Raw genomic sequence first — 23,443 nt, 5'->3', positions numbered from 1 at the left:
TCCGATTCCGAGAAAGGAAACCACAATGGTGAGCAAATGGACCAGAACTGCCATGACGGCCGCCGCCGCGGCGACCACCGTTTCGCTGCTCGGCGCCCTTCCCGCGGCCGCCGCGAACGTCACCCGGCACTGCGTGCTGAACTCGGAAACCGGAGTGCAGCACTGTTCTTCGGGCACGCAGCGCTCGGCCGTCCTCGCCGAGGCGGACGGGCAGGTCGTGCAGGGCACGTTCTTCGACGGTCCCGACTACACGGGGAACTCGCTGACGATCACCGGACCCGAACTGTGCAAGAAGGACGGCTGGGTCAACTGGCAGTTCGACCTCGGCGACGACTGGAAGAACAAGATCTCGTCGGTGCAGCCGTGGGGAGACTGCTGGGTCTGGCTCTACCCGGAGCCCAACCTCGGTGGCGACCGGGACGGCCCGTTCAAGGAGAACACCGGCAACGTCGGGTCCTTCATGGACAACCGCACCCAGTCCATCGGTTTCAGCTGAGCGAAGGAGCGACCACCATGACCAGCAAGCGCAACGCCTGGACGGCGGCGGGCCTCGGCCTGCTGACCGCCGCCGGCCTCGTCCTCACCGCTCCCGGTGCGTCGGCCGACGGCGGGCCCACCGCGCGGGAGCTGCTCGACAAGTGCGACAACGGCACGGACTCGTGCGTGTTCCACCCGGCCGGGCCGCCGGAGGAGCACACGGGCGCCGGCCACCAGGTCGGCGAGGCGGCCTTCAACTGCACCGGCGACCTGCAGCGCAGCACGGTGAACTGGTCCGACACGACGGGCGAGTCGAACAGCTTCGGTGTTTCCCTTTCCGCCGAATACGGATTCTCGGAAGTGTTCAAGGTTTCCATCGAGACGTCGTACCAGCACACGTGGGAGTCGTCGCACACCGAAGGGCAGGCGACGAACGTCGACGTGCGGCCCGGGGAAAAGGGCTGGGTGGAACGCGCGCCGAAGATGCAGAAGGTGCACGGCACCTACGAAATGCATTTCCCGGACAAGTTCTACGACCACTACATCTGGTACCAGGACTTCGACGCGGACGGCCCGGTGCCCGGCTCGACCGGGGACATCACCCAGCACACCGCGCCGATGACCGACCAGGAGCGCTCCGAGCACTGCGGCTGAGCTCCCGGCCGCCGCCGCGCGAGGGGTGCGGCGGCGGCCGGTCCGGTCACACCGGGAATCATTCCCGCCCGCCGGACGCTGGGAGGGGTGTGAAGAAGATTGGCTTCCTCTCGTTCGGCCACTGGTCGGCGAGCCCGCACTCCGAGACCCGGTCCGCCGCGGACTTCCTGCACCAGTCGATCGACCTGGCGGTCGCGGCCGAGGAGCTGGGCGTCGACGGCGCGTACTTCCGCGTGCACCACTTCGCGCGGCAGGCGGCGAGCCCGTTCCCGCTGCTCTCGGCGATCGGCGCGCGCACGTCGAAGATCGAGATCGGCACCGGCGTGATCGACATGCGCTACGAGAACCCGCTGTACATGGTCGAGGACGCCGGCGCGGCCGACCTCATCTCCGGGGGCCGGCTCCAGCTGGGCATCAGCCGGGGATCCCCCGAGCAGGTGATCGAGGGCTGGCGCTACTTCGGGTACGCGCCCGCCGACGGCGAGACCGACGCCGACATGGCCCGGCAGCACACCGAGGTCTTCCTCAAGCTGCTCGACGGCGAGGGCTTCGCGCAGCCGAACCCGCGGCCGATGTTCGCCAACCCGCCCGGGCTGCTGCGGCTCGAGCCGCACTCCGAGGGCCTGCGGGAGCGCATCTGGTGGGGCTCGAGCTCGAACGCGACGGCCGTCTGGGCCGCGAAGCTGGGCATGAACCTGCAGAGCTCGACCCTCAAGGACGACGAGACGGGCGAGCCGCTGCACGTCCAGCAGCGCAAGCAGATCGAGGCCTACCGGGAGGCGTGGACGGAGGCCGGGCACGAGCGGGAGCCGCGCGTGTCGGTCAGCCGGAGCATCTTCGCGCTCACGAACGACCAGGACCGCGCGTACTTCGGCCGCGACCGCACCTCACGCGACCAGGTCGGCATGATCGACGAGAACACCCGGGCGATCTTCGGGCGCTCGTACGCCGGCGAACCGGACGAACTGGTGCGGGAGCTCAAGGAGGACGAGGCGGTCCAGGCCGCGGACACCCTGCTGCTGACCATTCCGAACCAGCTCGGTGTCGACTACAACGCCCACGTGCTGGAGAGCATCCTCACCCACGTGGCCCCGGAGCTCGGCTGGCGCTGAGCCGGACGCCGGCCTGGTGGTGGCGGCCACCGGGCCGGACCGGTCAGCCGTGGGAGACGGTCAGGCCGTAGAAGGCGACCCGCGCTCCCTTGGTGGTGCTGTCCGACGAGGACTGGTTGTACGAGCCCGCCTTGAAGTACTGCTTGTACGCCTTGAACGACGACGGGATCGAGTAGTGCGTCGTGCTGCCGTTGACCGTCAGGTCGATGGTGTTCCCGCCGGAGATGCCGATCGTGTAGGTCCAGGTCTTGCCGATCGAAACGTGCCCGACGGTGTGCGGCGTCTGGCCGCCGTCGGGGGAGTTCTCCGTGCCCAGCACGATGTCGCCACTGGACCGGTAGTACAGCTCCAGCAACGGCTTCGTCGACGAACCGCCGGTGCCGAGGTGGACCTGGCCCACGCACACGTTCGACGTCACCGACACCACGCGCAGCGTCGCGTTCAGCTTGTGCGAGCCGCTCAGCGACCAGTTCGCGGCCGAGCCGTCGCGGTTCATCTCGCGCAGCTCGGACCGCGCGTAGTTCGAGTTCGGGGTGGTGACGCCCTTTTCCGGCGCCCAGAACGTCATCGCGCCGTCCCGGGTGTCGGTGTAGAAGTAGCTGTCCTGGAAGCCGTTCGGGCCCTGCAGCCGGGACGAGGAGATGGTCGTCGGCGAACCGGGGGAGCCGACCGGCTCCTGCAGCTGCCAGATCCCCAGGTCGAAGTTGCCGCCCGGGGCCACGGTCGGGTCGGCCGCTTCCGCGGGCGACGCGGTGGCGACCAGTGCCGGCACCGCCAGCAGGACGAGCAGGGAACGCAAGCGCATCGAGGTGTCCCTTCACGAGATAAATGGTCTGGACAACCCGGCGGCGTGGGAAAACGGTAAGACCCTGTTGGCGTCATGTCAAGGATTGACCCGGGAGCTACCGCGTCCCGTGAATCTCCGCCACTCAGGTCGGACAAAAACCAACCATCGTCGTCAATGTGTGAGGAAGCGACTTTCGTAGCTAACCGCGGTCACGGCCCGTCTGGTCTGCTCCCGGGTACCACCTCCAGGTCCACGAAGGGAGATGTTCATGCAGGTAGACGGACGTTCCGTGGTCCGGCGGGCCGCGACGGCCCTCGCCGTGGCCGCCGCTGTCGTCGTGGTCGCCGCGCCCGGTGCGTCGGCCGGTGATCCGCGGATCGTGGGCGGCACGCCGACCACGATCGAGGAGTTCCCGGCCACCGTGATCTTCAACGTCGACGGCGCGCAGCACTGCGCCGGCACCCTGGTCGCGAAGAACAAGGTGCTGACCGCCGCGCACTGCACCGACGGCGTCCAGGCGGCGCAGATGGAGATCATCGGCGGCCAGACGAAGTTCAGCGACACCTCGGGCACGAAGGCCGGCGTGAGCGACGTCTGGCAGAACCCGGACTTCGACATGAGCGGGATGCAGCACGACAACGCCGTGCTGACCCTCGACAAGGAGCTGCCCTACGAGCCGGCCACGCTGGTGCAGTCGGCCGATGACCCGGCCTACCAGGCGGGCAAGGACGTCACGGTGGTCGGCTGGGGCACGACGTCCGAGGGCGGCGACGTCTCCGACACGCTGCTCAAGGTGTCGGTGCCGGTGGTGGACAACGCCACCTGCGCCGAGAAGTACAGCACCGGCGGGGCGAAGTACGACAAGGCGTCGATGTTCTGCGCGGGCGTGCCCGAAGGCGGCAAGGACTCCTGCCAGGGCGACTCGGGCGGCCCGGCCTACGTCGACGGAAAGCTCGCCGGGATCGTCTCGTGGGGCGAAGGCTGTGCCCGCAAGGACTTCCCGGGCGTGTACACCAACGTCGGCACCGACTACTCGGTGATCAGCTCGCACCTCGGCTGAGCCGGACCGGGCGGTGGTGGCTCAGGCCGGACAGCCGAAGTCGCGGTGGGGCGTCTTCAGCGTCAGCAGGTAGCCGTCCACCGCCGCCCGGGTGCACGGGGTGCGCCGGTAGGCCCCGTGCCCCGAGCCTTCGTAGGTCAGCAGCGTGGTGTTCGCCGGCGCCTGGCGGTGGACGTTCACCGCCCAGGCGTACGGCGTCGCCGGGTCGTAGCGGCTGGTGAGCAGCAGGATCCGCGGCGCCCGCGCGATGTTCAGCCGGTGCGGCGGGTTCGCGGGCGGGCCGGTGACGCCGAGGCACGCGGTCGCTTCGTCGTGGCCGATCGTGCTGCCGCGCATGATCGGCGACCGGCGCAGCTCCGAGGTGTGCATCGCCGAGTACCGCTCGAAAGTCGGCATCCGCAAGTCGAAGTCCTGGCAGACCACAGCCAGGCGGATCGACGGGTAGTTGGGGACGAACTCGGTGCGCATCGGCGACTTGCCGGCCGCGGTGTCGGCGATCACCCGGCCCGCGTCGTCCCAGTCCGGGATCCGCATGTCCTCGTACACCTGGTCGCGGAGCCAGTTGTGCGGGAACGGCATCGTATCGGCGGCAACCTGGGCCTGCCGCCAGGTCGCCAGGACGTCCCGGCCGTGCAGCGCGCAGGTCGCCGTCCGGTCGCACCACGCGGTGAACTGCCCGAACAGCTCGTCGACGGCGGCGGCCCGGTCGCCGACGAAGTGCGCCAAGTCCACGCTGTGGTCGATCACGCCGTCCAGCACCATCGCGCGGACGTGGTCGCCGTACCGCTCGGCGTACTGCTGGCCGAGCAGCGTGCCGTAGGAGGCGCCGTGGAAGCTGATCTTGTCCTCGCCGAGCGCGCGGCGGACCGCGTCGAGATCGCGGGCATTGGCCGCGGTGTCGGCGTGGTCGAAGATCGACCGGTTCCGGGCGCGGCAGTCCGTGACCACCTGCCGGTTGTACGCGCGCAGCGCGGCGAACTGCGCCGGGTCGGCCGGCTCGTTGTCGGGCGGCGCGCCGGGTGGGAGCTCGCAGTCGATGTACCCGCTGTTGCCGGTCCCGCGCAGGTCGAAGCCCACGACGTCGAACCGGGCCCGCAGCTCCGGGCCGAAGTAGCCGGGCGACAGCGGGATCTCCGCGCCGGACGAGCCGGGGCCGCCGGCGTCGGCCAGCAGGACGCCGAGGCGGTGGGCGGGGTCGGTGGCGCGGTGCCGGGCGACCGCGAGGCCGATCGACGGCCCCGACGGCCGGTCCCAGTCGAGCGGCACCCGGAGCGTGCCGCACTCGCCGTCGGGAACGCCGGGGTTGTCCGGGTCGTCCGGACAGGTCGTCCACGCGATCGGGGACGGCGACCAGGCCGCGTCCGCGAGGGCGGGGGTCACGCCGGTCAGCAGGACGGTGCTTGCCAGAAGCGTGCTTGCCAGGACAGCTCCGAACGCCCGCACAGCGCCCCCTCCGCAGTCGGTCCGGAGTCGACCGTAGGGCGCCCGGGGCCGGACCACAAGCGTTCGCGCGAAAGAAAAACCAACCGATCGGCGGGCGTCGATCGTGCTTATGCTGACGGCCCTCGTTCTCTCGCGAAAGGGTCCCCGCCATGGAACAGCCCGAGCGTCGAAACGCTTTGCCGTCCGCCGACGGCGTCAACCGGCGAAGCCTGCTCGCCGGAGTCGGCGGTCTCCTCGCCGCCGGGGGAGTCGCCACCGCGTTCGCCCCGCCCGCCGCCGCGGACGCGGCCGTTCAGCCGGAGCGCAACCCGCGGGTCGAAGACCTCCTCCGGCGGATGACCCTCGCCGAAAAACTCGGTCAGCTGCAGCTGGTCGGCACCGAAGACATCGCGCGGACCGCCCTCGCGACCGGCCAGCTCGGCGGGGTGTTCTCCGTGGTCGGCGCCGCGAAGCTGAACGCCCTGCAGAAGATCGCGGTCGAGCAGACCCGGTTGCGCATCCCGCTGATCTTCGGCCTCGACGTGATCCACGGGTACACCACGAACTTCCCGATCCCGCTGGCCCAGGGGGCGAGCTTCGATCCCGGCGTGCCGGCCGCCGACGCGACGGTCGCCGCGAAGGAGGCCCGGCGCAGCGGCATCCACTGGACCTACGCGCCGATGATGGACGTCACCCACGAGCCGCGCTGGGGGCGCATCGCCGAAGGGAACGGCGAAGACCCTTACCTGGCTTCGCAAATGGCGGTGGCCAAGGTCCGCGGCTACCAGGGCGGCGACTACTCCTCACCGGACCGCCTCGCCGCCTGCGCCAAGCACTTCGTCGCCTACGGCGGCGCGGAAGGCGGCCGCGACTACAACACCGTCGACGTTTCGCTGCAGCGGCTGCACAACCTCTACCTGCCGCCCTTCAAGGCGAGCGTCGAGGCCGGCGTGGCGACCGTGATGGCCAGCTTCAACACGATCAGCGGCGTCCCCGCGCACGGCAACGGCTACGTCCTGCACGACGTCCTCAAGGGCGCCTACGGCTTCCGCGGGTTCGTCGTCAGCGACTACACCGGCATCGAGGAACTGATCAACCACGGCCTCGCGGGCGACGGGGCGGACGCCGCGGCGGCCGCGCTGCCGGCCGGGGTGGACATGGAGATGGTCAGCACCAACTACGTCAAGTTCGGGGAGCAGCTGCTGGCCCAGCGCCGGATCACCCGCGACCAGATCGACGACGCCGTCCGCCGGATCCTGCTGGTCAAGGTCAAGCTGGGCCTGTTCGAACGCCCGTACGTCGACGAGGCCGGTGAGGTGAAGGCGCCTTCGCCGGCCGCGCTCGCCGCGTCGCGGCAGGCGGCCGGGCGGTGCATGGTGCTGCTCAAGAACGACGGGCCGGTGCTGCCGCTGGCCAAGTCGATCGGCTCGGTGGCCGTGGTCGGCCCGCTCGGTGCGGCGACCTACGACCTCAACGGCACCTGGGCGGGCCTCGGCACCGGCGCGGGCACGACCCCGCCGGTGACGGTGGTCGACGGGATCAAGGCCGCGGCGCCCGGGGCCACGGTGACCTACACCGCGGGCTGCACCGTCGACGGGACCGACACCAGCGGGTTCGCCGCCGCGCAGCAGGCCGCCCGCGCGGCCGACGTCACCGTCGTCGTGGTCGGAGAAACCGCCGCGATGAGCGGAGAAGCGGCGGCGCGCAGCAACATCGATCTCCCCGGGGTGCAGCAGCAGCTGGTGGCCGCGATCAAGGAGACCGGGAAGCCGTTCGTGGTGGTGCTGGTCAACGGCCGGCCGCTGACGATCCCGTACCTGCACGACAACGCGCCCGCGATCCTCGAGGCGTGGGCGCCGGGCGTGCAGGGCGGGCACGCGGTCGCCGACGTCCTGTTCGGCACGGTCAACCCGGGCGGCAAGCTGCCGGTGAGCTTCCCGCGCGCGGTCGGCCAGATCCCGATCTACTACAACCACGAGAACACCGGACGCCCCGCCGATCCGAACAACAAGTACACCTCGAAGTACCTCGACCTGGAGACCAGCCCGCTCTACGAGTTCGGCCACGGCCTGTCGTACACGACGTTCCGCGTCGACAGCCTCCGGCTTTCCGACACCCGTTTGCCGGCCCGCGGCGGCCGGATCCAGGTGAGCGCGCGGGTGACGAACACGGGCGGCCGCGCGGGCGACGAGGTCGTCCAGCTGTACCTGCGTGATCCGGTCGCCACGATCGTGCAGCCCGTCCGGCGGCTGCGCGGGTTCCAGCGGGTGACCTTGGAGGCGGGTGCGTCGAAGACGGTTTCGTTCACGCTGACCCCGGACGACGTCGGCTTCTACGACAACGCCGCGAAGTTCCGCGTCGAGCCGGGGAAGATCGAGGTCTACGTGGGCACCAGTTCGGCGGCCACGCTGTCGGCGAGCTTCACGGTCACCTGAGCGCCGCTCCCGCGCGCTTGACCGTCTCGGTGATGGGCGCCGTCTCCACGGGGGTGAGGCCGGGCAGGCTCGCGACGGACCGGTCAGGTACCGGTGGAGGGCGGGGTTCGCGTCGGGGTCGCACCGGTGTACGACCCGTTTGGCACGGTGACGCAGCAGATGGACCGCGCGCACGTCGACACCGTGCTCGTCGCCGGCCGGGTGGTGAAGCGCCGCAGGCGGCTGCTGGCCGACGTCGGCGCGCACCTGGTGGCCGCGGACCGGCTGCGCGACCGGCTGCTCAGCCGGGGTTGACGCCGAGGACGCAGGCGACCGGCGGATCGAGGGCGAGGGTCTCGACCCGCAGCTCGGTGAAACCCGCCTTCGTCAGCAGGTCCTGGAGCTCGCGGGCAGCCCTGGTCGTGGTGTCCCGATTCGCGCCGGGGCACCGCGGCTGGGACGCGAGCGCGATGCGGCCGCCGGGGCGCAGCAGGCCCCGCAGCTCGCGCAGCCGCTGCGGGGGATCGGGCCAGAAGCCCGACGAATTCACGGCGAGGACGGCGTCGAGCGGTGCGCCGAACGACGGCAGCCGGTCCACCGAGGCGTGGATCAGCTCGACCCGGTCGGCCGCGGCCCGGGTGCGCCGGCTCGCCCGCTCCACCATGACCGCGGAGTGGTCGACGCCGTAGACGCGGCCGCGGGTGGCGCGGGCGGCCAGCTCGCCGATCGCGGTCCCGGGACCGAACCCGACTTCGAGCACCCGGTCGGCCGGTTGGACGTCCAGCAGGTCCACCACCCAGACGTTGCGCCGCCGGTTCGAACCCCGGTGCGCCATCACCCAGCCGGCTACGCGCCCGCCGAGGCCGCGCGGGTGGTGGAACTGCTGGATCATCCGCTGCTTGAGACCTGTCGTAGCCATGTCGAGAGTGAACGGCTTCAAGTACGCTCGAAGTCAAATGCCCGAGGAGCAGCTGACGATCGGCGAGCTGGCCCGCCGCACCGGCGTGGCCACCTCCGCGCTGCGGTACTGGGAGGATCAGGGCCTGTTGTCCGCGCCCGAGCGGGTCGCCGGCCGGCGGCGCTACCCGCCTTCGGCTGTCACGCTGGTGGGGGAGATCCTGATCCTGCGCGACGTCGGGTTCACCGTCCGCGAACTCAAGACGCTGATCGCGCTGCGCACGTCCGCCGCCCCGGCCTGGCGCGAACTGCAGCAGCGCAAGCTCGCCGAACTGGACGCCCGGATCGCCCGCGCCCAAGCCGCCCGCACGGCGATCGCGCACGGCCTGGACTGCCCGCACGAGGACGTCCACGACTGCCCGAACTTCCGCCGCGGCGTCGCCGCGCGCCTGGCCGGGGCGACACTGGAAGAAGCCCACTCACACTGAGCTGCGGGTACCGGCACCCAGGGCGCGGGTGAACGTCTCCGGGATCCGGACGTCGTCACGGCTCAGGTCGTGGACGCTGCGGTGGCCGAGCGCCAGCAGGGTCGAGTCGATGCCGGTCCGCAGCACGTCGAGGACGTTCTCGACGCCCGCCTGGCCGTTCGCGGCGAGGCCCCAGAGGTACGCGCGGCCGATGAGGACGGCCCGGGCGCCGAGGGCGAGTGCCTTGACGACGTCGCTGCCGCGCCGGATGCCGCCGTCGAGCAGGACTTCCACCTGACCGCCGACGGCATCGGCGATCGCCGGGAGCGCCCGGATCGTCGCGGGGGTGCCGTCGAGGTTGTTGCCGCCGTGGTTCGACACGGAGATCGCGCTGACCCCCGCGTCGACCGCGCGCCGGGCCTCGTCGACGCGGATGACGCCCTTGAGGAGGAACGGCCCGTCCCACTGCGAGCGCAGCCAGGCCACGTCGTCCCACGACGGCGGCGGCGTCTGCATCCACTGCCCGTACGCCCCGAAGAACGTCGGAATGGGCGACCCGGGCTCGGCCATGTTCGGCACGCCGAGGTCGGGCAGGCGGCGGGTACGCGCGTAGTCCAGCAGCCACCGCGGGCGGGCCAGGCCTTCGGGCGCGAACCGCAGCAGCTCGCGGAAGGTGAGCTTCTCGGGGATGTGCGGGCTGCCCCAGTCGCGGCTGTGGGAGAACGACCAGTCGAGCGTGAGGATGAGCCCGGCGGCCCCGGCGCGCCGGGCGCGGTCCAGCCGGGCGAGGATGTCGTCGCGGCTGCCTGTCCAGTAGACCTGGAAGAACGTGGCCGGGTTGGCGGCGGCGACCTCTTCGATCGGCTTGCTGGCGAAGGAGCTCAGGCCGATCGCGGTGCCGCGCGCGGCGGCGGCCCGGGCGACGGCGACCTCGCCGTCCGGGTGCACCGCCTGCACGCCGGTGGGGGAGATCAGCACCGGCAGCGCGATCTCGCGGCCGAGCACGGTGGTGGCTAGCGCGCGTTCGCCGGACAGCCCGGCGGTGCGCGGGGCGAAGGTCAGCTCGTCGAACGCGTCGAGGTTGTCCTTGAGCGTCAACCCCTTCTCGGAGCCGGCGATCAGGGCCGAGTAGACGGACGCGGGCAGGCGCTTCTTCGCGCGCCGCTGGGCTTCGGCGACGGATTCGAACCAGGTGGCGCTCATGCGGAGCCTCGCTTTTCCTTGCTGTCGACGCGCAACGGGCGCCAGGCGATCTCGGGCAGCACCGGCGCGGCGGTCCGGTGGGTCAGGCAGCCGGCCCACACGCCGGTGCCGTAGGCGATGTCGTCGGCGAGGGCGCCGGCGGTGTAGCGGACGGGGTCCACGCCGGGCCGTTCGGAGAGCCATCGGGTCAGCGGCGGGCCGAGCAGCAGCGACGCGACCGCGGCGCGCCGTCCCCACCCGCGGGGCACCAGGAGCGCGGCGAGGACCGGCGCGGCGAACTGCGTCCCGTAGCGGCCGGCGCCGAGCCAGGTCTGGTGCACGGCGGTGCCCATCGCGCGGACCACGCCCTCGGCCGGGATGTCGTGGGCGCGCAACGTCTTCAGCATGGCCAGGACGGCGCCGCCGAAGCCGGCGGACGCGAGCAGGGGCCGGCGGGCGAGCAACGCGGCGACGGTCAGGGCCGGCCACGGATGCAGGACGAGCGGGGCGAGGTTCCCCGGATGGCGCTTCGCGAGCGGGGCGGCGGAGGTGCCGTACCGCACGCGCCGTCCGAGGAGTTCGCGCCAGGTCGCCGGTTCCCGGTGGCCGACGTGGACGTCCGGCTCGTACCGGACGCGGTGGCCCGCGGCGTGCAGCCGCCAGACCAGGTCGACGTCCTCGCCGACCCGCAGCTCCGGGTCGAACGCGCCGACGGCGGTCAGCGCGGCCCGGCGGGCGACCAGTGCGGCGGTCGGGACGTAGGACATGCGGGTGCGGGGCGCGACGCGCGCGGGCCGGTCGCCCAGGTCGAGGCTGCTCGCGGCCCGCGTGTACCGGCCGGCCGCGGTGTCCGGCGCCAGGGCGCGCACGCGCGGCGCGACCGCGGCGAGCAGGGGGTCGGCGAAGTGCGCCGCGAGCCGGTCGGCCCAGTCGCCGTCGGCGACGCAGTCACTGTCCACAAAGGCCACCAGCTCGGTGGAGACGTGCTCCAGCGCGGTGTTCCGCGCGGCACCGGGTCCGCCGTTGACGTCCCGGCGCACCAGTTTCGCCCCGTGGGCGGCGGCCACCGCGGCGACCGCGGCCGGATCCGCGGACCCGTCGTCGACGACGAGCACGGGGTGCCGGCCGTCGAGCGAGGCCAGGCAGCGGGCCAGCGGCCCGGGCCGGTCGAGGACCGGGACGACCACGGTGAGGTCCGCGGGCGCGGCCGGTCCGGGCGGCACGGGGTGGGCGAAGCCCGCGTCGGTGAGCCGCCGGGCGAGCGCGCCGGCGGCCGGGGAGGTGACCGGACCGTCGGCGAGTTCCCGCCAGGCTCGGCGCCCGGCCGCGGTGAGGCGGAGCACGCGGGCCGGCGAGCCGCCGAACCAGAGGTCCTCGCGCAGCTGCTTGGTGTCCGGGTCGAGCGTCACCCGGAAACCGGCGGGCAGGGGAGCGGTCACAGGGCCAGCCCTCCGTCCACCGGCACCACCGCGCCGGTCGTCGCGCCGCTGTCCGGGTCCGCGAGGAACGCCAGGACCCGCGCGATCTCGGCCGGCTCCAGCAACCGCGCGACCGGCTGCTGCGCCGCGAAGTCCTCCGCGCCGGGAAGGCCGTACAGCCGGGCGCTTTCGGCGAGGATCGGCGTGTCGGTGGAGCCCGGGCTGACGGCGTTGGCGGTGACGCCGGTGCCGCCCAGTTCGGCGCCCAGCGCGCGGACGAGACCGGCCACGCCCGCCTTCGCCGCGCAGTAGGCCGCGAGCATCGGCAGCCCGCGGGTCGCGGCAGCGGAGGCGACCGCGAGGAACCGCCCCGAGCGCGGCCGCGGACGGCGCAGCAGCGCCGGAATCGCCACCCGGGCGAGGTTGAGCACGCCGCGCAGGTCGACGTCGAGCACCGCGTCCTCCTGCTCCGGCGGGACCTCCCACAACGGCACGCCGCCGGCGATGACCCCCGCGGCCGCGACGGCGACGTCGAGCCCGCCCCACCGCCGTTCGGCTTCGGCCACGGCGGCCGCCAGCGCCGCGGGGTCCCGGACGTCGGCGACGAACGCCTCGGCGCCGGTCTGCGAGGCGACGGCGGCCAGCTCGGCCTTGTTCCCCAGCGCATACGGCAGCGCGGGGTCGTCGGCCGCGACGTCGACCGCGAGCACGGCGTAACCCCGGCCCGTCAGGTGCCGCACGGTCGCGGCCCCGATCCCGCGGGCGGCGCCGGTGACGAGCGCGGTCCGCGGGGTCATGCCCAGCCGTCCACATGGGACACCAGCCGGGCGGTCAGCTCGTCCAGCAACGTTTTTCCTTCCCGAGCCGTCGCAGTGGTCGGGTCGCCGAGCACGCCCGTCCGGCTCACCGCCCGCACCCCGCCGTTCAGCAGCAGCGGCAGCACCTCGCCCAGCGGCCTGCGGTCCCCCGCGACGGCCCGGTCCATCCGCACCGCGTTCGGCCGCAAGGCCAGCTGCAGCGCGGTTTCCGGTCGTCCGGCGTGCGGGTCACCGTCCCAGTGCGGCTGGAACACCTCGACGTCCCGGGACTCCGCCCGCAGCCGCGCGACGGCCCGGGCGACCGGCGCCGCGTTGCCGCCGTGCGCGGAGACGAACAGCAGCCGCGTGAACGTCTCCGCCGCGGACCGGCCCAGCTCGACCAGCAGCAGCTCGGTGGCGGCCTGGCCGATCGAAAGCGTCCCGGCGAACCCGGCGTGCTCGCCGCTGGAGCCGAAGGCCACGGCCGGCGCCACCAGGACGTCCGGCCGCTCGTCCGAAAGCCGGTCGCACAGCGCGAGCGCGATGTCGGTGTCGGTCGACAGCGGCAGGTGCGGGCCGTGCTGCTCGGTCGCGCCCACCGGCACGGCCAGGACCGCGCCGGCCGCCGCGCGCTCGGCGACGTCCGGCCAGGACAGGTCCGCGAGCCGCACGATCAGCGCCCGAACCCGGCGAGGGGGTTCTCGTCGCAGGCCCGCTCCGGCGGGCGGCGCATCCCGATGGTGACCGGGACCGGGCGCCGCCGGTGGGAGTGGTCCAGCGACGGCTTCGGGACGCTCCCCGCCGCAACCCCGGCCAACGCGAGCTCGCCGTGGCCGCGTACGCACTCCGGGTCCGGGCCGTCCAGCGGCAGGCCGGTGAAGAACTTCGCCGCCATGCACCCGCCGCGGCAGGCGTCGAACGCCGAACACGACGTGCAGGCGCCGCCGCTCTGCGGGCTCCGCAACGACGTGAACAGCTCGGATTCCCGCCACACACTGGTGAATCCGCCACCGCCGCGGACATTGCCGGCGAGGAAGGTGTCGTGGATGGCGAACGGGCACGCGTAGACGTCGCCGACCGGGTCGACCAGGCACACCACCCGCCCGGCGCCGCACAGGTTCAGCCCCGGCAGCCCGCCGTCGCCGTAGCCGGCGAGGTGGAAGAACGAGTCGCCGGTCAGCACGTTCTCGCCGTGGGCGACCAGCCAGTCGTAGAGCTCGCGCTGCTGGGCGGCGGTCGGGTGCAGCTCGTCCCAGGTGTCGGCGCCGCGGCCGGACGGGCGCAGCCGGGTGATCCGCAGCTGGGCGCCGTAGCGGTCGGCGATGGCCTGGAACTCGTCGAGCTGGCCGACGTTGTGGCGCGTCATCACCACGGAGATCTTGAAGTTCTCGAAGCCGGCGTCGGCGAGGTTGCCCATCGCGCGGATCGCGGTGTCGTAGGAGCCGGGGCCGCGGACGTGGTCGTTGACCTCGGCGGTGGCGCCGTCGAGGGAGATCTGGACGTCGACGTAGTCGCTGCCGGCCAGGCGCCGCGCCACGTGGGGGGTGATCTTGATGCCGTTGGTGGAGAACTTGACCCCGACGTGGTGCTCGGTGGCGTAGTCGACGAGCTCCCAGAAGTCGGGGCGGACGGTGGGTTCGCCGCCGCCGATGTTGACGTAGAAGACCTGCATGCGCTCGAACTCGTCGATCAGCGCCTTGCACTCGGCGGTGCTGAGCTCGCGCGGGTCCCGCCGTCCTGAGGAGGACAGGCAGTGCACGCAGGAAAGGTTGCAGGCGTAGGTCAGTTCCCAGGTGAGGCAGATGGGCGCGTCGAGCCCGTACTGGAATTCGTCCACAAGGGACATCAGAGACTCCTCGGCTGGATCATGCGCGACTCGGCCAGTGCGGCCAGCGCCGCGCGGTACCTCGGCAGCTCCCCGGCGCCGACGCCGGCTTCGGCGCAGGCCGCCCGCGCGTCCGGGTGCCGGGCGAGGCCGCGGACGACGTCCAGGAGTGTCGGGTTCTTCAGGAAGGAAAGCCGGCGGGTGCCGAAGTGGTACAGCAGGGCGCCGAACCGCTCGGGCCGGATCGAGACCCGGTCGTCGAGGCGCCACGCGCCGTCCAGGTCGAAACCCGCCGGCGAGTCCTCAGTAGACACCGCACATGCCGTCGATGGAGACCTCTTCGACCAGGAGCTCCTCCGTGAGGACCTCGTCGGTCGCGGCGGGTTCGGTGGTGGTGGGGTGCTCGGTCATCCTGGCTCCTTCGGCAGTGATGATTTTCGACACTGAGTGTCGAATAGAGCGGAGAGTAGTGTCACCCCGTGTCGATAATCAAGGCTCTGGAGGGAACGGCACCCGGATGACCGATGACGTGCTCGCCCGGCCCGCGAACCGCCGGGGGCGCCCGCCGGGCACCAGCGCCCGGGAACTCGAGGTCGCCGCGCTGCGGCTGTTCGGCGAGCAGGGCTTCCACGAGACGACCGTCGACCAGATCGCCGCCGCGGCCGGCGTCAGCAGGCGGACGTTCTTCCGCTACTACGACGCCAAGGCCGACGTGCTCTGGAACGAGTTCGACACCGAGGTCGAGACGATCCGGGCCCTGCTCGCCGAGATGCCGGCGGACCTGCCGGTGCTGGAGGCGGTGCGCCGCGCGGTGCTCGAGGCCAACCACTACCGCGCCGACGACGTGCCGGAGCTGCGCCGGCGGATGACCTTGCTGAGCACCGTGCCGGACCTCGTCGCCAGCGCGGCGGTCCACTACGACGCGTGGGAGCGCGCGGTGAGCGCGTTCGTCGCCCGCCGCTCCGGGCAGCCGGAGGACTCGCTGTACCCGCTGGTGGTGGGGCGCGCGGTGCTCGCGGCCTGCCGCGCGGCCTACGACCGCTGGTCCGCCCGTGCCGACGCCGACCTGACGGTGTATCTGGACGCGGCGCTGCGGGCGCTCGCGGCCGGGCTCACCGATGACGTGCTGGGGATGGAGCCGGACCCGCTGCCGGGCTGAACGGTCTCGGACGACGCGCGGTCCCGTCGGGCACCGCCGCTGGCGGTGAGCGCTGGCTTGTTCTAGCATCTGTAGAACAATGCTACTGCGACTGGACGACCGGGACACCTCCCCGCTGCACGAGAAGATCGCCGCAGGACTGCGGCGCGCGCTCGCGGCGGGGGAGGTCGCCGTCGGTGAGCGGCTGCCGGCCGCTCGCGAGCTGGGCGCGTCCCTCGGCGTCAACATGCACACCGTGCTGCGCGCCTACGCCCAGCTCGCGGACGAGGGCCTGGTCGTCATGCGGCGCGGGCGCGGGGTGACCGTGGCCGCGGGGCCGGACCGGGCCGGGCTGCACCACCGGATCCGGGCGCTGGTCGACGAGGCGCGGCGGCTCGGGATCGAGCGGGAGGAGTTGGTCACCATGATCAGGGAGGCTCGATGAGGTCCGCCGTCACGCGGCACGGGATCCCGGCGGTGGTCCTGCTCGCGATGGTCGTGCCGGCGCTCGTCCTGGCGCCGCGGCTGCCCGACCCCATCGCCGTGCACTGGGGGTGGGGCGGGGCACCCGACGGCCACGCGCCGTGGTGGCTGGTCACCGCGGGCGCGGCGGTGTTCTGGGGCGTGGCGTGGGTGGTGGTGGCCCGGAACGCGTCGGCTGCGCCCGGGGTCTACGGCCTCGGCGGCGTGTTCCTGGCCGCGCATTCGTTGGGGTTGTGGGCCAATCTCGACGCGACGTCGTGGGAGCGCGCCCGGCCCGTGACGTGGTCCCTGGCTCTCGGCATCGCCGTGACCGGCCTGGTGGCGGCCGCGGTGGGCTGGTGGCTTGCGCCCGGGAAACCGCCCGAGGCGGCGCTTTCGGGAACCGCGCCCTCCGCCGGCCTCCGTCCGGGCGAAGAAGCCGTCTGGTCCGGGACGGCGCACAACTTCGTCGTGCTCGCCATCGCGCCGGTCGCCGCCGCTGTCGCCGCGGTGTTCGGGAGGGTGGGCGTGTGGTGGGCCGGGCTGCTGGTTTCGCTCGTGGCGCTGATGTTCTCCACCGTGCGGGTGCTCGTCGGGCCGGCCGGGGTACGCGTGTGCCTCGGCCTGCTCGGCTGGCCACGCCGGACCCTGGACTACGACGAGATCGCCGAAGCGGGCTCCGACCGGGTCGTGCCGCTGGCGTACGGCGGCTGGGGCTGGCGGCGCCGCCCGGGCCGCACTGCGGTCGTGGTCCGCGCGGGGGACGGCCTGGTGCTGCGGCTTCGGTCCGGGGGCACGTTCCTCGTCACCGTCGACGACGCGCGCACGGCCGCGGGGCTCGTCAACGACTACGTCTCCCGGCACCGGTCGCCGGCCTCGTAGCCGTTACCAGTCGCCGGCGGCGAGGACGCCGGGCAGGCCTTCGGTCAGCATCCGGCGCCGGACCCGGTGCAGCAGCCGGGCCATGAAGAACCCGCCGGCGCCGCGGAAGCCCGTGTGCCGGTAGGTGAGCCGGGTCCCGGTCGCCGTCTCGTCGAGCTGGCAGGTCACGGTGCTGGGCGGGTCGGTTTCCTGGTTGCGCCAGCTGAAGCTGAGCAGTTCGGGTGTGTCGGCCGCGAGGATTTCGCAGCGGACGATGCCGCGGTCGTCCGCGTCACGGCGGCGGCGGTCACCGGGCTGTGGAGCGTCTACGCGCTGAGTCTCCAGCGGCACCAGTCGAAAGGGGCGGCCCGGGAGGTCCGCGCGGACCTCGCCCGGACGGCGGACGCGCTGAGGCACGGACTCTGACCGGCGGCGAACCGCCCGCGCCGGCCGCCGGAGCGGCGCAGGACTCCGGAAGTGGTCCGTTGGCTGCTTGTCGCCCGATGGGGTGACTGCTTACAGTTTTCCTCCGGTTTTCCGAGGTTCCCGGGGAGGAAGCATGCACGCCAGACGTCGGTCGATCCGGTTCAGCGGCAGGGAAGTCACCATCAGCGCGGCCCTCAAGGACGGCTTGTTCGGCAACGACCGCAAGCACACCTTCAACGTCAGCCGGATCAAGGACATCAGCAACTCCGAGCCCGGCTTCTCCCGCCCCGGCCGCCTGACGTTCACCGTCGAAGGCGCCTCCACCGAGGTCGTGGAGAACCCCGCCAGCGGCGGTGACCGGGTGGACATGAACACGTTCTGTTACAACAGCCTCGACACCGGGCAGGTCCGCAAGCTCGTCGCGGAGATCAAGAAGGCCATGGGCACGTCCTAGCGTCGCGCGTTGCCGCGCGACACCAGCCGTACCCGTTGCGCTCCGAGGCGGCGAAGCTATACCGTGAGCAAACTAGAACAGGTTATAGTTTGTGGCGGGCCGGACCGAGGAGCGGACATGGCGAAGAAGGCGCCGCGCGGCGACGAAGCCGACTACGTCGTCGTCGGGTCGGGGAGCTCGGGGGCGGCGATCGCGGGGCGGCTGGCGCAGTCCGGGGCCAGCGTGATCGTCCTCGAAGCCGGGAAGAGCGACGAGCGGCTGCTGATCAAGAAGCCCGGGCTGGTGGGCCCGATGCACGCGGTGCCCCAGCTCAAGAAGCCGTTCGACTGGGGCTACTACGGCGTGCCGCAGAAACACGTTCTCGATCGCCGGATGCCGGTGCCGCGCGGCAAGGTCGTCGGCGGGTCCAGCTCCATCAACGGCATGGTCTACGTCCGAGGCAACCGCGCCAACTTCGACTCCTGGGCCGCCGAGGGCAACACCGGCTGGGACGCCGACAGCGTCAACGCCGCCTACAAGCGGATGGAGGACTTCGAGGACGGCGAGAACGCGTTCCGCGGCGCGGGCGGGCCGATCCGGGTCACCCGCGCCAGGAACCCGCAGGAAGGGTCGCTGCAGTTCGTCGACGCCACCGCCGACGCGCTCGGCTGCAAGATCCTCGACGACTACAACGCCGAGTCCCAGGAGGGCGTCAGCCGGATGCAGCAGAACGCTGCCGACGGCCTCCGCTACAGCGCCTCCCGCGGCTACCTCCACCACCTCGCCCCGCCGACGCTCCAGCTCCAGTCCGGAGTGCTCGTGAAGAAGGTCCTCTTCGACAACGGCCGTGCGGTCGGCGTCGAGGTCGCCGACGGCCGGGGGAGCCGCGTCGTCCGCGCCGGCAAGGAGGTCATCCTCTCGGCCGGGTTCGCCGGGTCCGCCCAGCTGCTCATGCTGTCCGGGATCGGCCACGCCGAGCACCTCGGGAAACACGGCATCGACGTGCTCGCCGACCTGCCCGTCGGCGACAACATGCACGACCACATGTTCCACGCGCTGACGTTCCACGTGTCCTCCAGCAAGAACAAGGGCTCGGCACCGTACTTCGCGCGCGGCCTGGCCCGCGAGCTGCTGAAGCCCGGCACCACGTTCCTGGCCAACTCGGTCTTCGAGGCGGTCGCGTTCCTCAAGACGTCCCAGGCCGACGCCGTGCCCGACCTCCAGCTGCACCTCCTGCCGTGGGCGTACGTGTCGCCCAACCAGGACGCGCCGATCCGCCACGACGTCGACAAGCGCCCCGCGCTGACCGTGCTGTCGACGCTGATCTACCCGAAGAGCCGCGGCACGCTGCGGCTCGCTTCGGCCGATCCCACGGCCGCGCCGCTGATCGACTTCCAGTACCTCTCCGATCCGGCCGACCTCGAAGTGCTCGCCGAAGGTTCGGAGATGGTCCGCGAGATCTTCGCGTCGAAGGCGTTCAAGGGCGCGGTGAAGGAGGAGATCCACCCGGGCAAGGACCTGCGCGGCCAGGAGCTGCGCGACGCGATCCTCAACCGCGCGACGTCGGTCTACCACGGCGTCGGCACCTGCCGGATGGGCGTCGACGAGCTCGCCGTCGTCGGCCCCGACCTGAAGGTGCGCGGCGTCGAGGGCCTGCGGGTCTGTGACGCCTCGATCATGCCGTCGATCACCGGCGGCAACACCAACGCGCCCGCCATCATGATCGGCGAGATGGGCGCGCAGCTCGTCCTGGGAAAGTGAGCGGACCATGACCGTGACCCCGCTCGAACTCACCCGCCCGGCCTCGGTGACCGACGCGTTCCTGCGGCAGCTGGTCGCCCGCGTGCCGGGTTCGTCCGGCGAGACCTGGAAGCTCACCGAGGTCTACACCGGCGAGGCGCTCGTCGAGCTGCCGCAGTCGACCCCGGCCGACATCGAGCAGGCGTTCGCCGTCGCCCGCGAGGCCCAGCGGAAGTGGGCCGCCACACCGCTCAAGCAGCGGCTGGCGGTGTTCAAGCGGGCGCACGCGCTCTTCGTCGACCGCGCGCGGGCCGTCGCCGACCTCATCCAGGTCGAGAGCGGCAAGAACCGGCGGATGGCGATCGAGGAGACCTGCGACCCCGCCATGGTGATGAGCCACTACCTGCGGCGGGCCGCCAGGCTGCTGGCGCCGGTCAAGCGTGGCGGGCCGGTGCCGCTGCTGACGTCGTCGACCGAGGTCCGGCAGCCGAAGGGGGTCGTCGGCATCATCGCGCCGTGGAACTTCCCGTTCGCCACCGGCATTTCCGACGCGATCCCGGCGCTGATGGCCGGCAACGCCGTGGTCCTGAAGCCGGACAACAAGACGGCACTGTCCCCGCTCTACGGCATCCGGATGCTGGAGGAGGCCGGCCTGCCGAAGGGCCTGTTCCAGGTCGTCTGCGGCGAGGGTCCCGACGTCGGCCCGACGCTCATCGACCAGGCCGACTACGTGATGTTCACCGGCTCCACGGCCACCGGGCGGGTGATCGGCGAGCGGGCCGGGCGCAACCTCATCGGCTGCTGCCTGGAACTCGGCGGCAAGAACCCGATGATCGTCCTCGACGACGCCGACATCTCCGAAGCCGTACAGGGTGCGATCTTCGGCGCGTTCGGCAACACGGGCCAGATCTGCATGCACATCGAGCGGATCTACCTGCCGGAGTCACGCTACGACGAGTTCAAGGACGCCTTCGTGGCGGCCGCGAAGGCGCTGGACGTCCGGGCAGCCTACGACTTCGGGCCCGACATGGGTTCGCTCGTCTCGCCCGACCACATGCGCCGCGTCAAGGAGCACGTCGACGACGCCGTCGCGAAGGGCGCGACCGTGCTCTGCGGCGGCAAGCCGCGTCCCGACCTCGGGCCCGCGTTCTTCGAGCCGACGATCCTCGAAGGCGTCACGAAGGACATGGTCTGCGGCGTCACCGAAACCTTCGGTCCCGTCATCGCGCTGCACAAGTACCGCACGGTCGACGAAGCCGTCGAGCTGGCCAACGACACCGACTACGGCCTCAACGCGTCGGTCTGGAGCCGCGACATCGCCGCGGCGCGGGCGGTCGCGGCGCGGCTGGAGTCCGGCAACGTGAACGTCAACGACATCCTCGCGACGGCGTTCGCCGCCAAGGGGACGCCGTCCGGAGGGGTGAAGAGCTCCGGGGTCGGCGCCCGCCACGGCGACCAGGGCCTGCTCAAGTACACCGACGGGCAGAACCTGGCGGTGCTGAAGAAGCAGGTCATGGGCCCGCGGCCCGGACAGGGCTACGAAAAGTACGTCGAGAGCATGCTGTCCGGGCTGAAGCTCATGCGAAAGCTGCGGATCCGGTAGTGCTCAGTTGAGCTTCCGGGTGTCGGCGGGCAGGCCGCCGCCGGCGTAGACGTCTTCGGCGAGCTTGGCCAGCGCGGTCAGGGCGACGTTCTGGCTCCACGGGCCGTAGGACACGCGCGAGACACCGAGCTCCTGCGCGCGCTTGAGGGGGATCGAGCCGGGGATGCCGATGAGGTTGATCTTGCGTTCGCCGAGTTCTTCGACGAGCCGGGCGACCTGGGCCTCGTCCAGCTTGCCGGGCACGAAGAAGTTGGACGCGCCGGCATCGAGATACGCGCGGCCGCGGGTGATGGCCTCGGTCAGCGCGGTCTCGGGGTCGGTCTTGAGGAAGGCGTCGGTGCGGGCGTTGAGCACGAAGTCGACCCCGGCCTTCTGCGCGGCTTCGACGGCGGCTTCGACCGCCTTCACGGCTTCGCCCAGGGGCTTCATCCGGTCTTCGAGGTTGGCGCCGACGGCCCCGGCCTCGATGGCCCGGGCGATGGTGCCGCCGGGATCGCCGTAGCCGGCTTCGAGGTCGGCGGTGACGGGCAGGTCGCCCGCCGTCCGCACGATCAGCGCGACCTCGGCGATCATCTCGTCGCGCGGGATCTTTTCGCCGTCCGGGTAGCCGCGCGAGGCGGCGATGCCGTGGCTGGGAGTGGCGAGCGCGTGCGTGCCGGGCGTCTCGGCGACGACCTTGGCGGTGATGGCGTCCCAGACGTTGACGACGAGCAGCAGCTCGGGCGCGGCGTGCAGCTCCTGCAGCCGGGTGGCCTTTTCGGCGGTGGAGGTCATGCCGCCCAATCTAGGGCCGCCGGCCGATCTTCGCTTCAGCCGTCGACCAGGAGTCCGCGCAGTGGTCCCTGCAACCGCCCCGCCCGCCGGGACACCCCGGGCAGCAGCACCAGCCGGTGGGTCCGGTGCTCGCCCCGGCGTTCCCGCTCCGCCTGCTCCTCGGCCACCGGCCGCCAGAGGTGGTCGACGACGTCCGCCGGGTCGCCGTCCACCTCGCCCACGTCCCGGCCGAGGTGCTCGGCCCACAGACGCAGCCGCGTCGAGCGGGCCAGCTCGTGGTCGTCGGTCGCGATGTTGACCTCGGTGTCGTTGAACAGCGAGTGCTCGTTGAGGTTCGCCGACCCGACGGTCAGCCACTCGTCGTCCACGATGCCGACCTTCGCGTGCACGTACACGGGGGAGGAGGCGTCCCCGTCGTGCGCGCTGATCGTCGCCGCGAGCAGGCGTCCGTTGCCGCCGTCGGCGTCGACGAGCCGGCCCAGCTGACCGCGGGTGGTGTCGGCGCCGTTGCTCGGCTTGCGCGGCAGCAGCAGGACCATGCGGAACCGGTCGTCCGGCGGAGTGCGCAGCTTGTCGATGAGCACCTCGGCGATCTCGGGCGACCACAGGAACTGGTTCTCCAGGTAGACGAGCCGGCGCGCCGACCGCAGCGCCCGCAGGTAGCCGTCGAGGATCGTGAACTCGCCCTTCGGCGCGAAGTCGTAGGTGCTGTTCGGCACCGTGCGCAGCAGCTGGACGCGGCTGCCGCCGGCCGGCCCGGGCACGCTCGGTTCCGGCAGGTCCTCGTCCGCCACCTCCGTCCACCGCCGCCGGAAGTGGTCCGCGACGTCGGCGACGACCGGTCCTTCGAGCCGGGACGCCAGGTCGTGCCAGCCGATCGGCCGCGGCGGGTGGTCCGGGCTGTCGTGGCGGTCGCCCTCCAGCGCGGTGAAGTCGACGCCGCCCACGAACGCGACCGCGTCGTCGACGATCACGAGCTTTTCGTGGTGGCAGTGCATGGTCCGCTCGCGGGAGTCCAGCACGCAGCGCACGGCCGAGCCGTCGGTGAGCTTCCGCTGCTCCCGCTGCGCGAGGCCCCGCGTCGGCTTGAACGCCGGGACCGGCGGCCCGGCCCACAGCAGCACCCGCACGTCGACGCCCCGGTCGGCGGTCTCGGCGAGCAGCTCCCGCAGGCTGAGGGCACCGGGCTCGCGCGTCAGTCGGAAGTCGGCGCTCGCGTGCCAGTTGGCGATGTGCACGTGGGACTTCGCCCGCCGGATGGCGTCCTCGATCGCCGGCAGCACCTCTTCGCCGTCGATCAGCACCTCGACGTGGTTGCCGTCGCGGACCGCGGCCCGGCCGCCGAACCGGTCGCCGCCGGGCTCGAGCACGTCACCCCAGCCGAGGTCGCGCAGCCGTCTCCGGTGGTGCGCGCACAGGACGTGCTCGAGCCCGTCGCCCAGTCGTTCGTCCACCTTGTCCAGGAAAGAGTGAAACGTCGTCACCCGTCCCATG

Annotated in this window: 26 protein-coding genes; 13 read left to right on the top strand and 13 right to left on the bottom strand. The window is 72.2% G+C overall.

The genetic code is table 11. The features are described from left to right. Positions 1 to 52: 52 nt before the first annotated feature. The 3 genes from QRX60_RS42500 (at position 53) to QRX60_RS42490 (ending at position 2,243) form a co-directional block, all read left to right on the top strand. Positions 53 to 496, top strand: coding sequence for a hypothetical protein (locus QRX60_RS42500; protein WP_285997125.1), 444 nt, complete (start codon positions 53 to 55; stop codon positions 494 to 496). A 17-nt stretch (positions 497 to 513) separates the two neighbouring features. Continuing rightward, entirely contained in the window at positions 514 to 1,131 is a 618-nt protein-coding gene (locus QRX60_RS42495) for a hypothetical protein (protein WP_285997124.1), read from the top strand. 89 nt (positions 1,132 to 1,220) lie between these two features. Beyond that, the gene (locus tag QRX60_RS42490; protein ID WP_285997123.1) at positions 1,221 to 2,243 is read left to right on the top strand and encodes an LLM class flavin-dependent oxidoreductase; all 1,023 of its coding nucleotides are present in this window, start codon (positions 1,221 to 1,223) and stop codon (positions 2,241 to 2,243) included. Between the two features lie 43 nt (positions 2,244 to 2,286). On the opposite strand, the gene QRX60_RS42485 is transcribed toward QRX60_RS42490, so the two are convergent. Next, entirely contained in the window at positions 2,287 to 3,048 is a 762-nt protein-coding gene (locus QRX60_RS42485; protein ID WP_285997122.1) for a polysaccharide lyase family 7 protein, read from the bottom strand. Between the two features lie 250 nt (positions 3,049 to 3,298). On the opposite strand from QRX60_RS42485, the gene QRX60_RS42480 reads away from it, so the two are divergent. Continuing rightward, positions 3,299 to 4,090 carry a S1 family peptidase gene (locus tag QRX60_RS42480; RefSeq protein ID WP_285997121.1) on the top strand — a complete coding sequence of 264 codons (792 nt, stop codon included), beginning with the start codon at positions 3,299 to 3,301 and terminating at the stop codon, positions 4,088 to 4,090. A 21-nt stretch (positions 4,091 to 4,111) separates the two neighbouring features. Here the strand turns inward: QRX60_RS42480 and QRX60_RS42475 are convergent, their stop codons facing one another. Then, positions 4,112 to 5,470 (bottom strand): alpha/beta hydrolase, encoded by a 1,359-nt coding sequence (locus QRX60_RS42475; protein WP_285997120.1) that lies wholly within the window; start codon positions 5,468 to 5,470, stop codon positions 4,112 to 4,114. Positions 5,471 to 5,682: 212 nt separating this feature from the next. On the opposite strand from QRX60_RS42475, the gene QRX60_RS42470 reads away from it, so the two are divergent. Both QRX60_RS42470 and QRX60_RS42465 read left to right on the top strand, forming a co-directional pair. Then, positions 5,683 to 7,947 carry a glycoside hydrolase family 3 N-terminal domain-containing protein gene (locus QRX60_RS42470; protein ID WP_285997119.1) on the top strand — a complete coding sequence of 755 codons (2,265 nt, stop codon included), beginning with the start codon at positions 5,683 to 5,685 and terminating at the stop codon, positions 7,945 to 7,947. 126 nt (positions 7,948 to 8,073) lie between these two features. After that, positions 8,074 to 8,241, top strand: coding sequence for a hypothetical protein (locus tag QRX60_RS42465; protein ID WP_285997118.1), 168 nt, complete (start codon positions 8,074 to 8,076; stop codon positions 8,239 to 8,241). On the opposite strand, the gene QRX60_RS42460 is transcribed toward QRX60_RS42465, so the two are convergent. Beyond that, positions 8,228 to 8,845 (bottom strand): class I SAM-dependent methyltransferase, encoded by a 618-nt coding sequence (locus tag QRX60_RS42460; RefSeq protein WP_285997117.1) that lies wholly within the window; start codon positions 8,843 to 8,845, stop codon positions 8,228 to 8,230. The genes QRX60_RS42465 and QRX60_RS42460 overlap by 14 nt on opposite strands. 37 nt (positions 8,846 to 8,882) lie before the next feature. Here QRX60_RS42460 and QRX60_RS42455 point away from each other — a divergent pair, with 37 nt between their 5' ends. After that, positions 8,883 to 9,311, top strand: a complete 429-nt coding sequence (locus QRX60_RS42455) for a MerR family transcriptional regulator (RefSeq protein ID WP_285997116.1) — start codon at positions 8,883 to 8,885, stop codon at positions 9,309 to 9,311. On the opposite strand, the gene mftD is transcribed toward QRX60_RS42455, so the two are convergent. From mftD to mftA, 7 genes are read right to left on the bottom strand one after another with little or no spacing between them, the layout of a single operon-like run. Beyond that, complete coding sequence (mftD, locus tag QRX60_RS42450) at positions 9,303 to 10,493, bottom strand: pre-mycofactocin synthase MftD (protein ID WP_285997115.1); 1,191 nt, start codon at positions 10,491 to 10,493, stop codon at positions 9,303 to 9,305. The two genes, QRX60_RS42455 and mftD, sit on opposite strands and share 9 nt — an antisense overlap. Next, positions 10,490 to 11,911, bottom strand: a complete 1,422-nt coding sequence (gene mftF / locus QRX60_RS42445; protein WP_285997114.1) for a mycofactocin biosynthesis glycosyltransferase MftF — start codon at positions 11,909 to 11,911, stop codon at positions 10,490 to 10,492. The genes mftD and mftF overlap by 4 nt, the downstream gene beginning before the upstream one ends. Beyond that, positions 11,908 to 12,687 (bottom strand): mycofactocin-coupled SDR family oxidoreductase, encoded by a 780-nt coding sequence (locus tag QRX60_RS42440; protein WP_285997113.1) that lies wholly within the window; start codon positions 12,685 to 12,687, stop codon positions 11,908 to 11,910. The genes mftF and QRX60_RS42440 overlap by 4 nt, the downstream gene beginning before the upstream one ends. Further along, a complete protein-coding gene (mftE, locus tag QRX60_RS42435; protein WP_285997112.1) occupies positions 12,684 to 13,358 on the bottom strand; it encodes a mycofactocin biosynthesis peptidyl-dipeptidase MftE in 675 nt (224 codons plus the stop codon). Before mftE ends, QRX60_RS42440 begins: the two co-directional genes overlap by 4 nt. Positions 13,359 to 13,360: 2 nt before the next feature. Further along, a complete protein-coding gene (mftC, locus tag QRX60_RS42430) occupies positions 13,361 to 14,533 on the bottom strand; it encodes a mycofactocin radical SAM maturase (RefSeq protein ID WP_285997111.1) in 1,173 nt (390 codons plus the stop codon). Next, positions 14,533 to 14,826, bottom strand: a complete 294-nt coding sequence (gene mftB / locus QRX60_RS42425) for a mycofactocin biosynthesis chaperone MftB (protein ID WP_285997110.1) — start codon at positions 14,824 to 14,826, stop codon at positions 14,533 to 14,535. Before mftB ends, mftC begins: the two co-directional genes overlap by 1 nt. Then, a complete protein-coding gene (gene mftA / locus QRX60_RS42420; protein ID WP_285997109.1) occupies positions 14,816 to 14,923 on the bottom strand; it encodes a mycofactocin precursor MftA in 108 nt (35 codons plus the stop codon). Before mftA ends, mftB begins: the two co-directional genes overlap by 11 nt. Positions 14,924 to 15,029: 106 nt before the next feature. Here mftA and mftR point away from each other — a divergent pair, with 106 nt between their 5' ends. The 3 genes from mftR to QRX60_RS42405 all read left to right on the top strand — a co-directional run bounded on the left by mftR (position 15,030) and on the right by QRX60_RS42405 (position 16,994). Further along, entirely contained in the window at positions 15,030 to 15,671 is a 642-nt protein-coding gene (mftR, locus tag QRX60_RS42415; protein WP_285997108.1) for a mycofactocin system transcriptional regulator, read from the top strand. A gap of 79 nt (positions 15,672 to 15,750) precedes the next feature. Then, positions 15,751 to 16,095 (top strand): GntR family transcriptional regulator, encoded by a 345-nt coding sequence (locus QRX60_RS42410; RefSeq protein ID WP_285997107.1) that lies wholly within the window; start codon positions 15,751 to 15,753, stop codon positions 16,093 to 16,095. Next, positions 16,092 to 16,994, top strand: coding sequence for a DUF1648 domain-containing protein (locus tag QRX60_RS42405; RefSeq protein WP_285997106.1), 903 nt, complete (start codon positions 16,092 to 16,094; stop codon positions 16,992 to 16,994). The genes QRX60_RS42410 and QRX60_RS42405 overlap by 4 nt, the downstream gene beginning before the upstream one ends. A gap of 3 nt (positions 16,995 to 16,997) precedes the next feature. On the opposite strand, the gene QRX60_RS42400 is transcribed toward QRX60_RS42405, so the two are convergent. Continuing rightward, complete coding sequence (locus QRX60_RS42400; protein WP_285997105.1) at positions 16,998 to 17,324, bottom strand: SRPBCC family protein; 327 nt, start codon at positions 17,322 to 17,324, stop codon at positions 16,998 to 17,000. Between the two features lie 208 nt (positions 17,325 to 17,532). Between QRX60_RS42400 and QRX60_RS42395 the strand changes: the two genes are divergently transcribed. The 3 genes from QRX60_RS42395 to QRX60_RS42385 all read left to right on the top strand — a co-directional run bounded on the left by QRX60_RS42395 (position 17,533) and on the right by QRX60_RS42385 (position 21,175). Next, positions 17,533 to 17,853, top strand: a complete 321-nt coding sequence (locus tag QRX60_RS42395; RefSeq protein ID WP_285997104.1) for a hypothetical protein — start codon at positions 17,533 to 17,535, stop codon at positions 17,851 to 17,853. Positions 17,854 to 17,970: 117 nt separating this feature from the next. Continuing rightward, positions 17,971 to 19,593: a GMC family oxidoreductase gene (locus tag QRX60_RS42390; RefSeq protein WP_285997103.1), complete on the top strand. Its 1,623-nt coding sequence runs from the start codon at positions 17,971 to 17,973 to the stop codon at positions 19,591 to 19,593. A gap of 7 nt (positions 19,594 to 19,600) precedes the next feature. Beyond that, complete coding sequence (locus QRX60_RS42385) at positions 19,601 to 21,175, top strand: succinic semialdehyde dehydrogenase (RefSeq protein WP_285997102.1); 1,575 nt, start codon at positions 19,601 to 19,603, stop codon at positions 21,173 to 21,175. 3 nt (positions 21,176 to 21,178) lie between these two features. Here QRX60_RS42385 and QRX60_RS42380 read toward each other — a convergent pair whose 3' ends face one another. After that, positions 21,179 to 21,949, bottom strand: a complete 771-nt coding sequence (locus tag QRX60_RS42380) for an isocitrate lyase/PEP mutase family protein (protein WP_285997101.1) — start codon at positions 21,947 to 21,949, stop codon at positions 21,179 to 21,181. 35 nt (positions 21,950 to 21,984) lie between these two features. Further along, positions 21,985 to 23,433 (bottom strand): phospholipase D-like domain-containing protein, encoded by a 1,449-nt coding sequence (locus QRX60_RS42375; RefSeq protein ID WP_332845800.1) that lies wholly within the window; start codon positions 23,431 to 23,433, stop codon positions 21,985 to 21,987. Between the last annotated feature and the right edge of the window lie 10 nt (positions 23,434 to 23,443).

It is taken from the genome of Amycolatopsis mongoliensis, assembly GCF_030285665.1.
Lineage (GTDB): Bacteria > Actinomycetota > Actinomycetes > Mycobacteriales > Pseudonocardiaceae > Amycolatopsis > Amycolatopsis mongoliensis.
This window is presented reverse-complemented; position numbering and strand designations above follow the sequence as displayed.

Bases quoted from the DNA above. Each gene is read 5' to 3' on its own strand.
- mftD (WP_285997115.1), bottom strand. From the start codon at position 10,493: ATGAGCGCCACCTGGTTCGAATCCGTCGCCGAAGCCCAGCGGCGCGCG.
- mftA (WP_285997109.1), bottom strand. From the start codon at position 14,923: ATGACCGAGCACCCCACCACCACCGAACCCGCCGCGACCGACGAGGTC.
- QRX60_RS42380 (WP_285997101.1), bottom strand. From the start codon at position 21,949: ATGACCTCCACCGCCGAAAAGGCCACCCGGCTGCAGGAGCTGCACGCC.
- QRX60_RS42500 (WP_285997125.1), top strand. From the start codon at position 53: ATGACGGCCGCCGCCGCGGCGACCACCGTTTCGCTGCTCGGCGCCCTT.
- QRX60_RS42405 (WP_285997106.1), top strand. From the start codon at position 16,092: ATGAGGTCCGCCGTCACGCGGCACGGGATCCCGGCGGTGGTCCTGCTC.
- QRX60_RS42470 (WP_285997119.1), top strand. From the start codon at position 5,683: ATGGAACAGCCCGAGCGTCGAAACGCTTTGCCGTCCGCCGACGGCGTC.
- QRX60_RS42495 (WP_285997124.1), top strand. From the start codon at position 514: ATGACCAGCAAGCGCAACGCCTGGACGGCGGCGGGCCTCGGCCTGCTG.
- QRX60_RS42410 (WP_285997107.1), top strand. From the start codon at position 15,751: ATGCTACTGCGACTGGACGACCGGGACACCTCCCCGCTGCACGAGAAG.
- QRX60_RS42485 (WP_285997122.1), bottom strand. From the start codon at position 3,048: ATGCGCTTGCGTTCCCTGCTCGTCCTGCTGGCGGTGCCGGCACTGGTC.
- mftR (WP_285997108.1), top strand. From the start codon at position 15,030: ATGACCGATGACGTGCTCGCCCGGCCCGCGAACCGCCGGGGGCGCCCG.
- QRX60_RS42395 (WP_285997104.1), top strand. From the start codon at position 17,533: ATGCACGCCAGACGTCGGTCGATCCGGTTCAGCGGCAGGGAAGTCACC.
- QRX60_RS42385 (WP_285997102.1), top strand. From the start codon at position 19,601: ATGACCGTGACCCCGCTCGAACTCACCCGCCCGGCCTCGGTGACCGAC.
- QRX60_RS42390 (WP_285997103.1), top strand. From the start codon at position 17,971: ATGGCGAAGAAGGCGCCGCGCGGCGACGAAGCCGACTACGTCGTCGTC.
- QRX60_RS42440 (WP_285997113.1), bottom strand. From the start codon at position 12,687: ATGACCCCGCGGACCGCGCTCGTCACCGGCGCCGCCCGCGGGATCGGG.
- QRX60_RS42460 (WP_285997117.1), bottom strand. From the start codon at position 8,845: ATGGCTACGACAGGTCTCAAGCAGCGGATGATCCAGCAGTTCCACCAC.
- mftC (WP_285997111.1), bottom strand. From the start codon at position 14,533: ATGTCCCTTGTGGACGAATTCCAGTACGGGCTCGACGCGCCCATCTGC.
- QRX60_RS42480 (WP_285997121.1), top strand. From the start codon at position 3,299: ATGCAGGTAGACGGACGTTCCGTGGTCCGGCGGGCCGCGACGGCCCTC.
- QRX60_RS42455 (WP_285997116.1), top strand. From the start codon at position 8,883: ATGCCCGAGGAGCAGCTGACGATCGGCGAGCTGGCCCGCCGCACCGGC.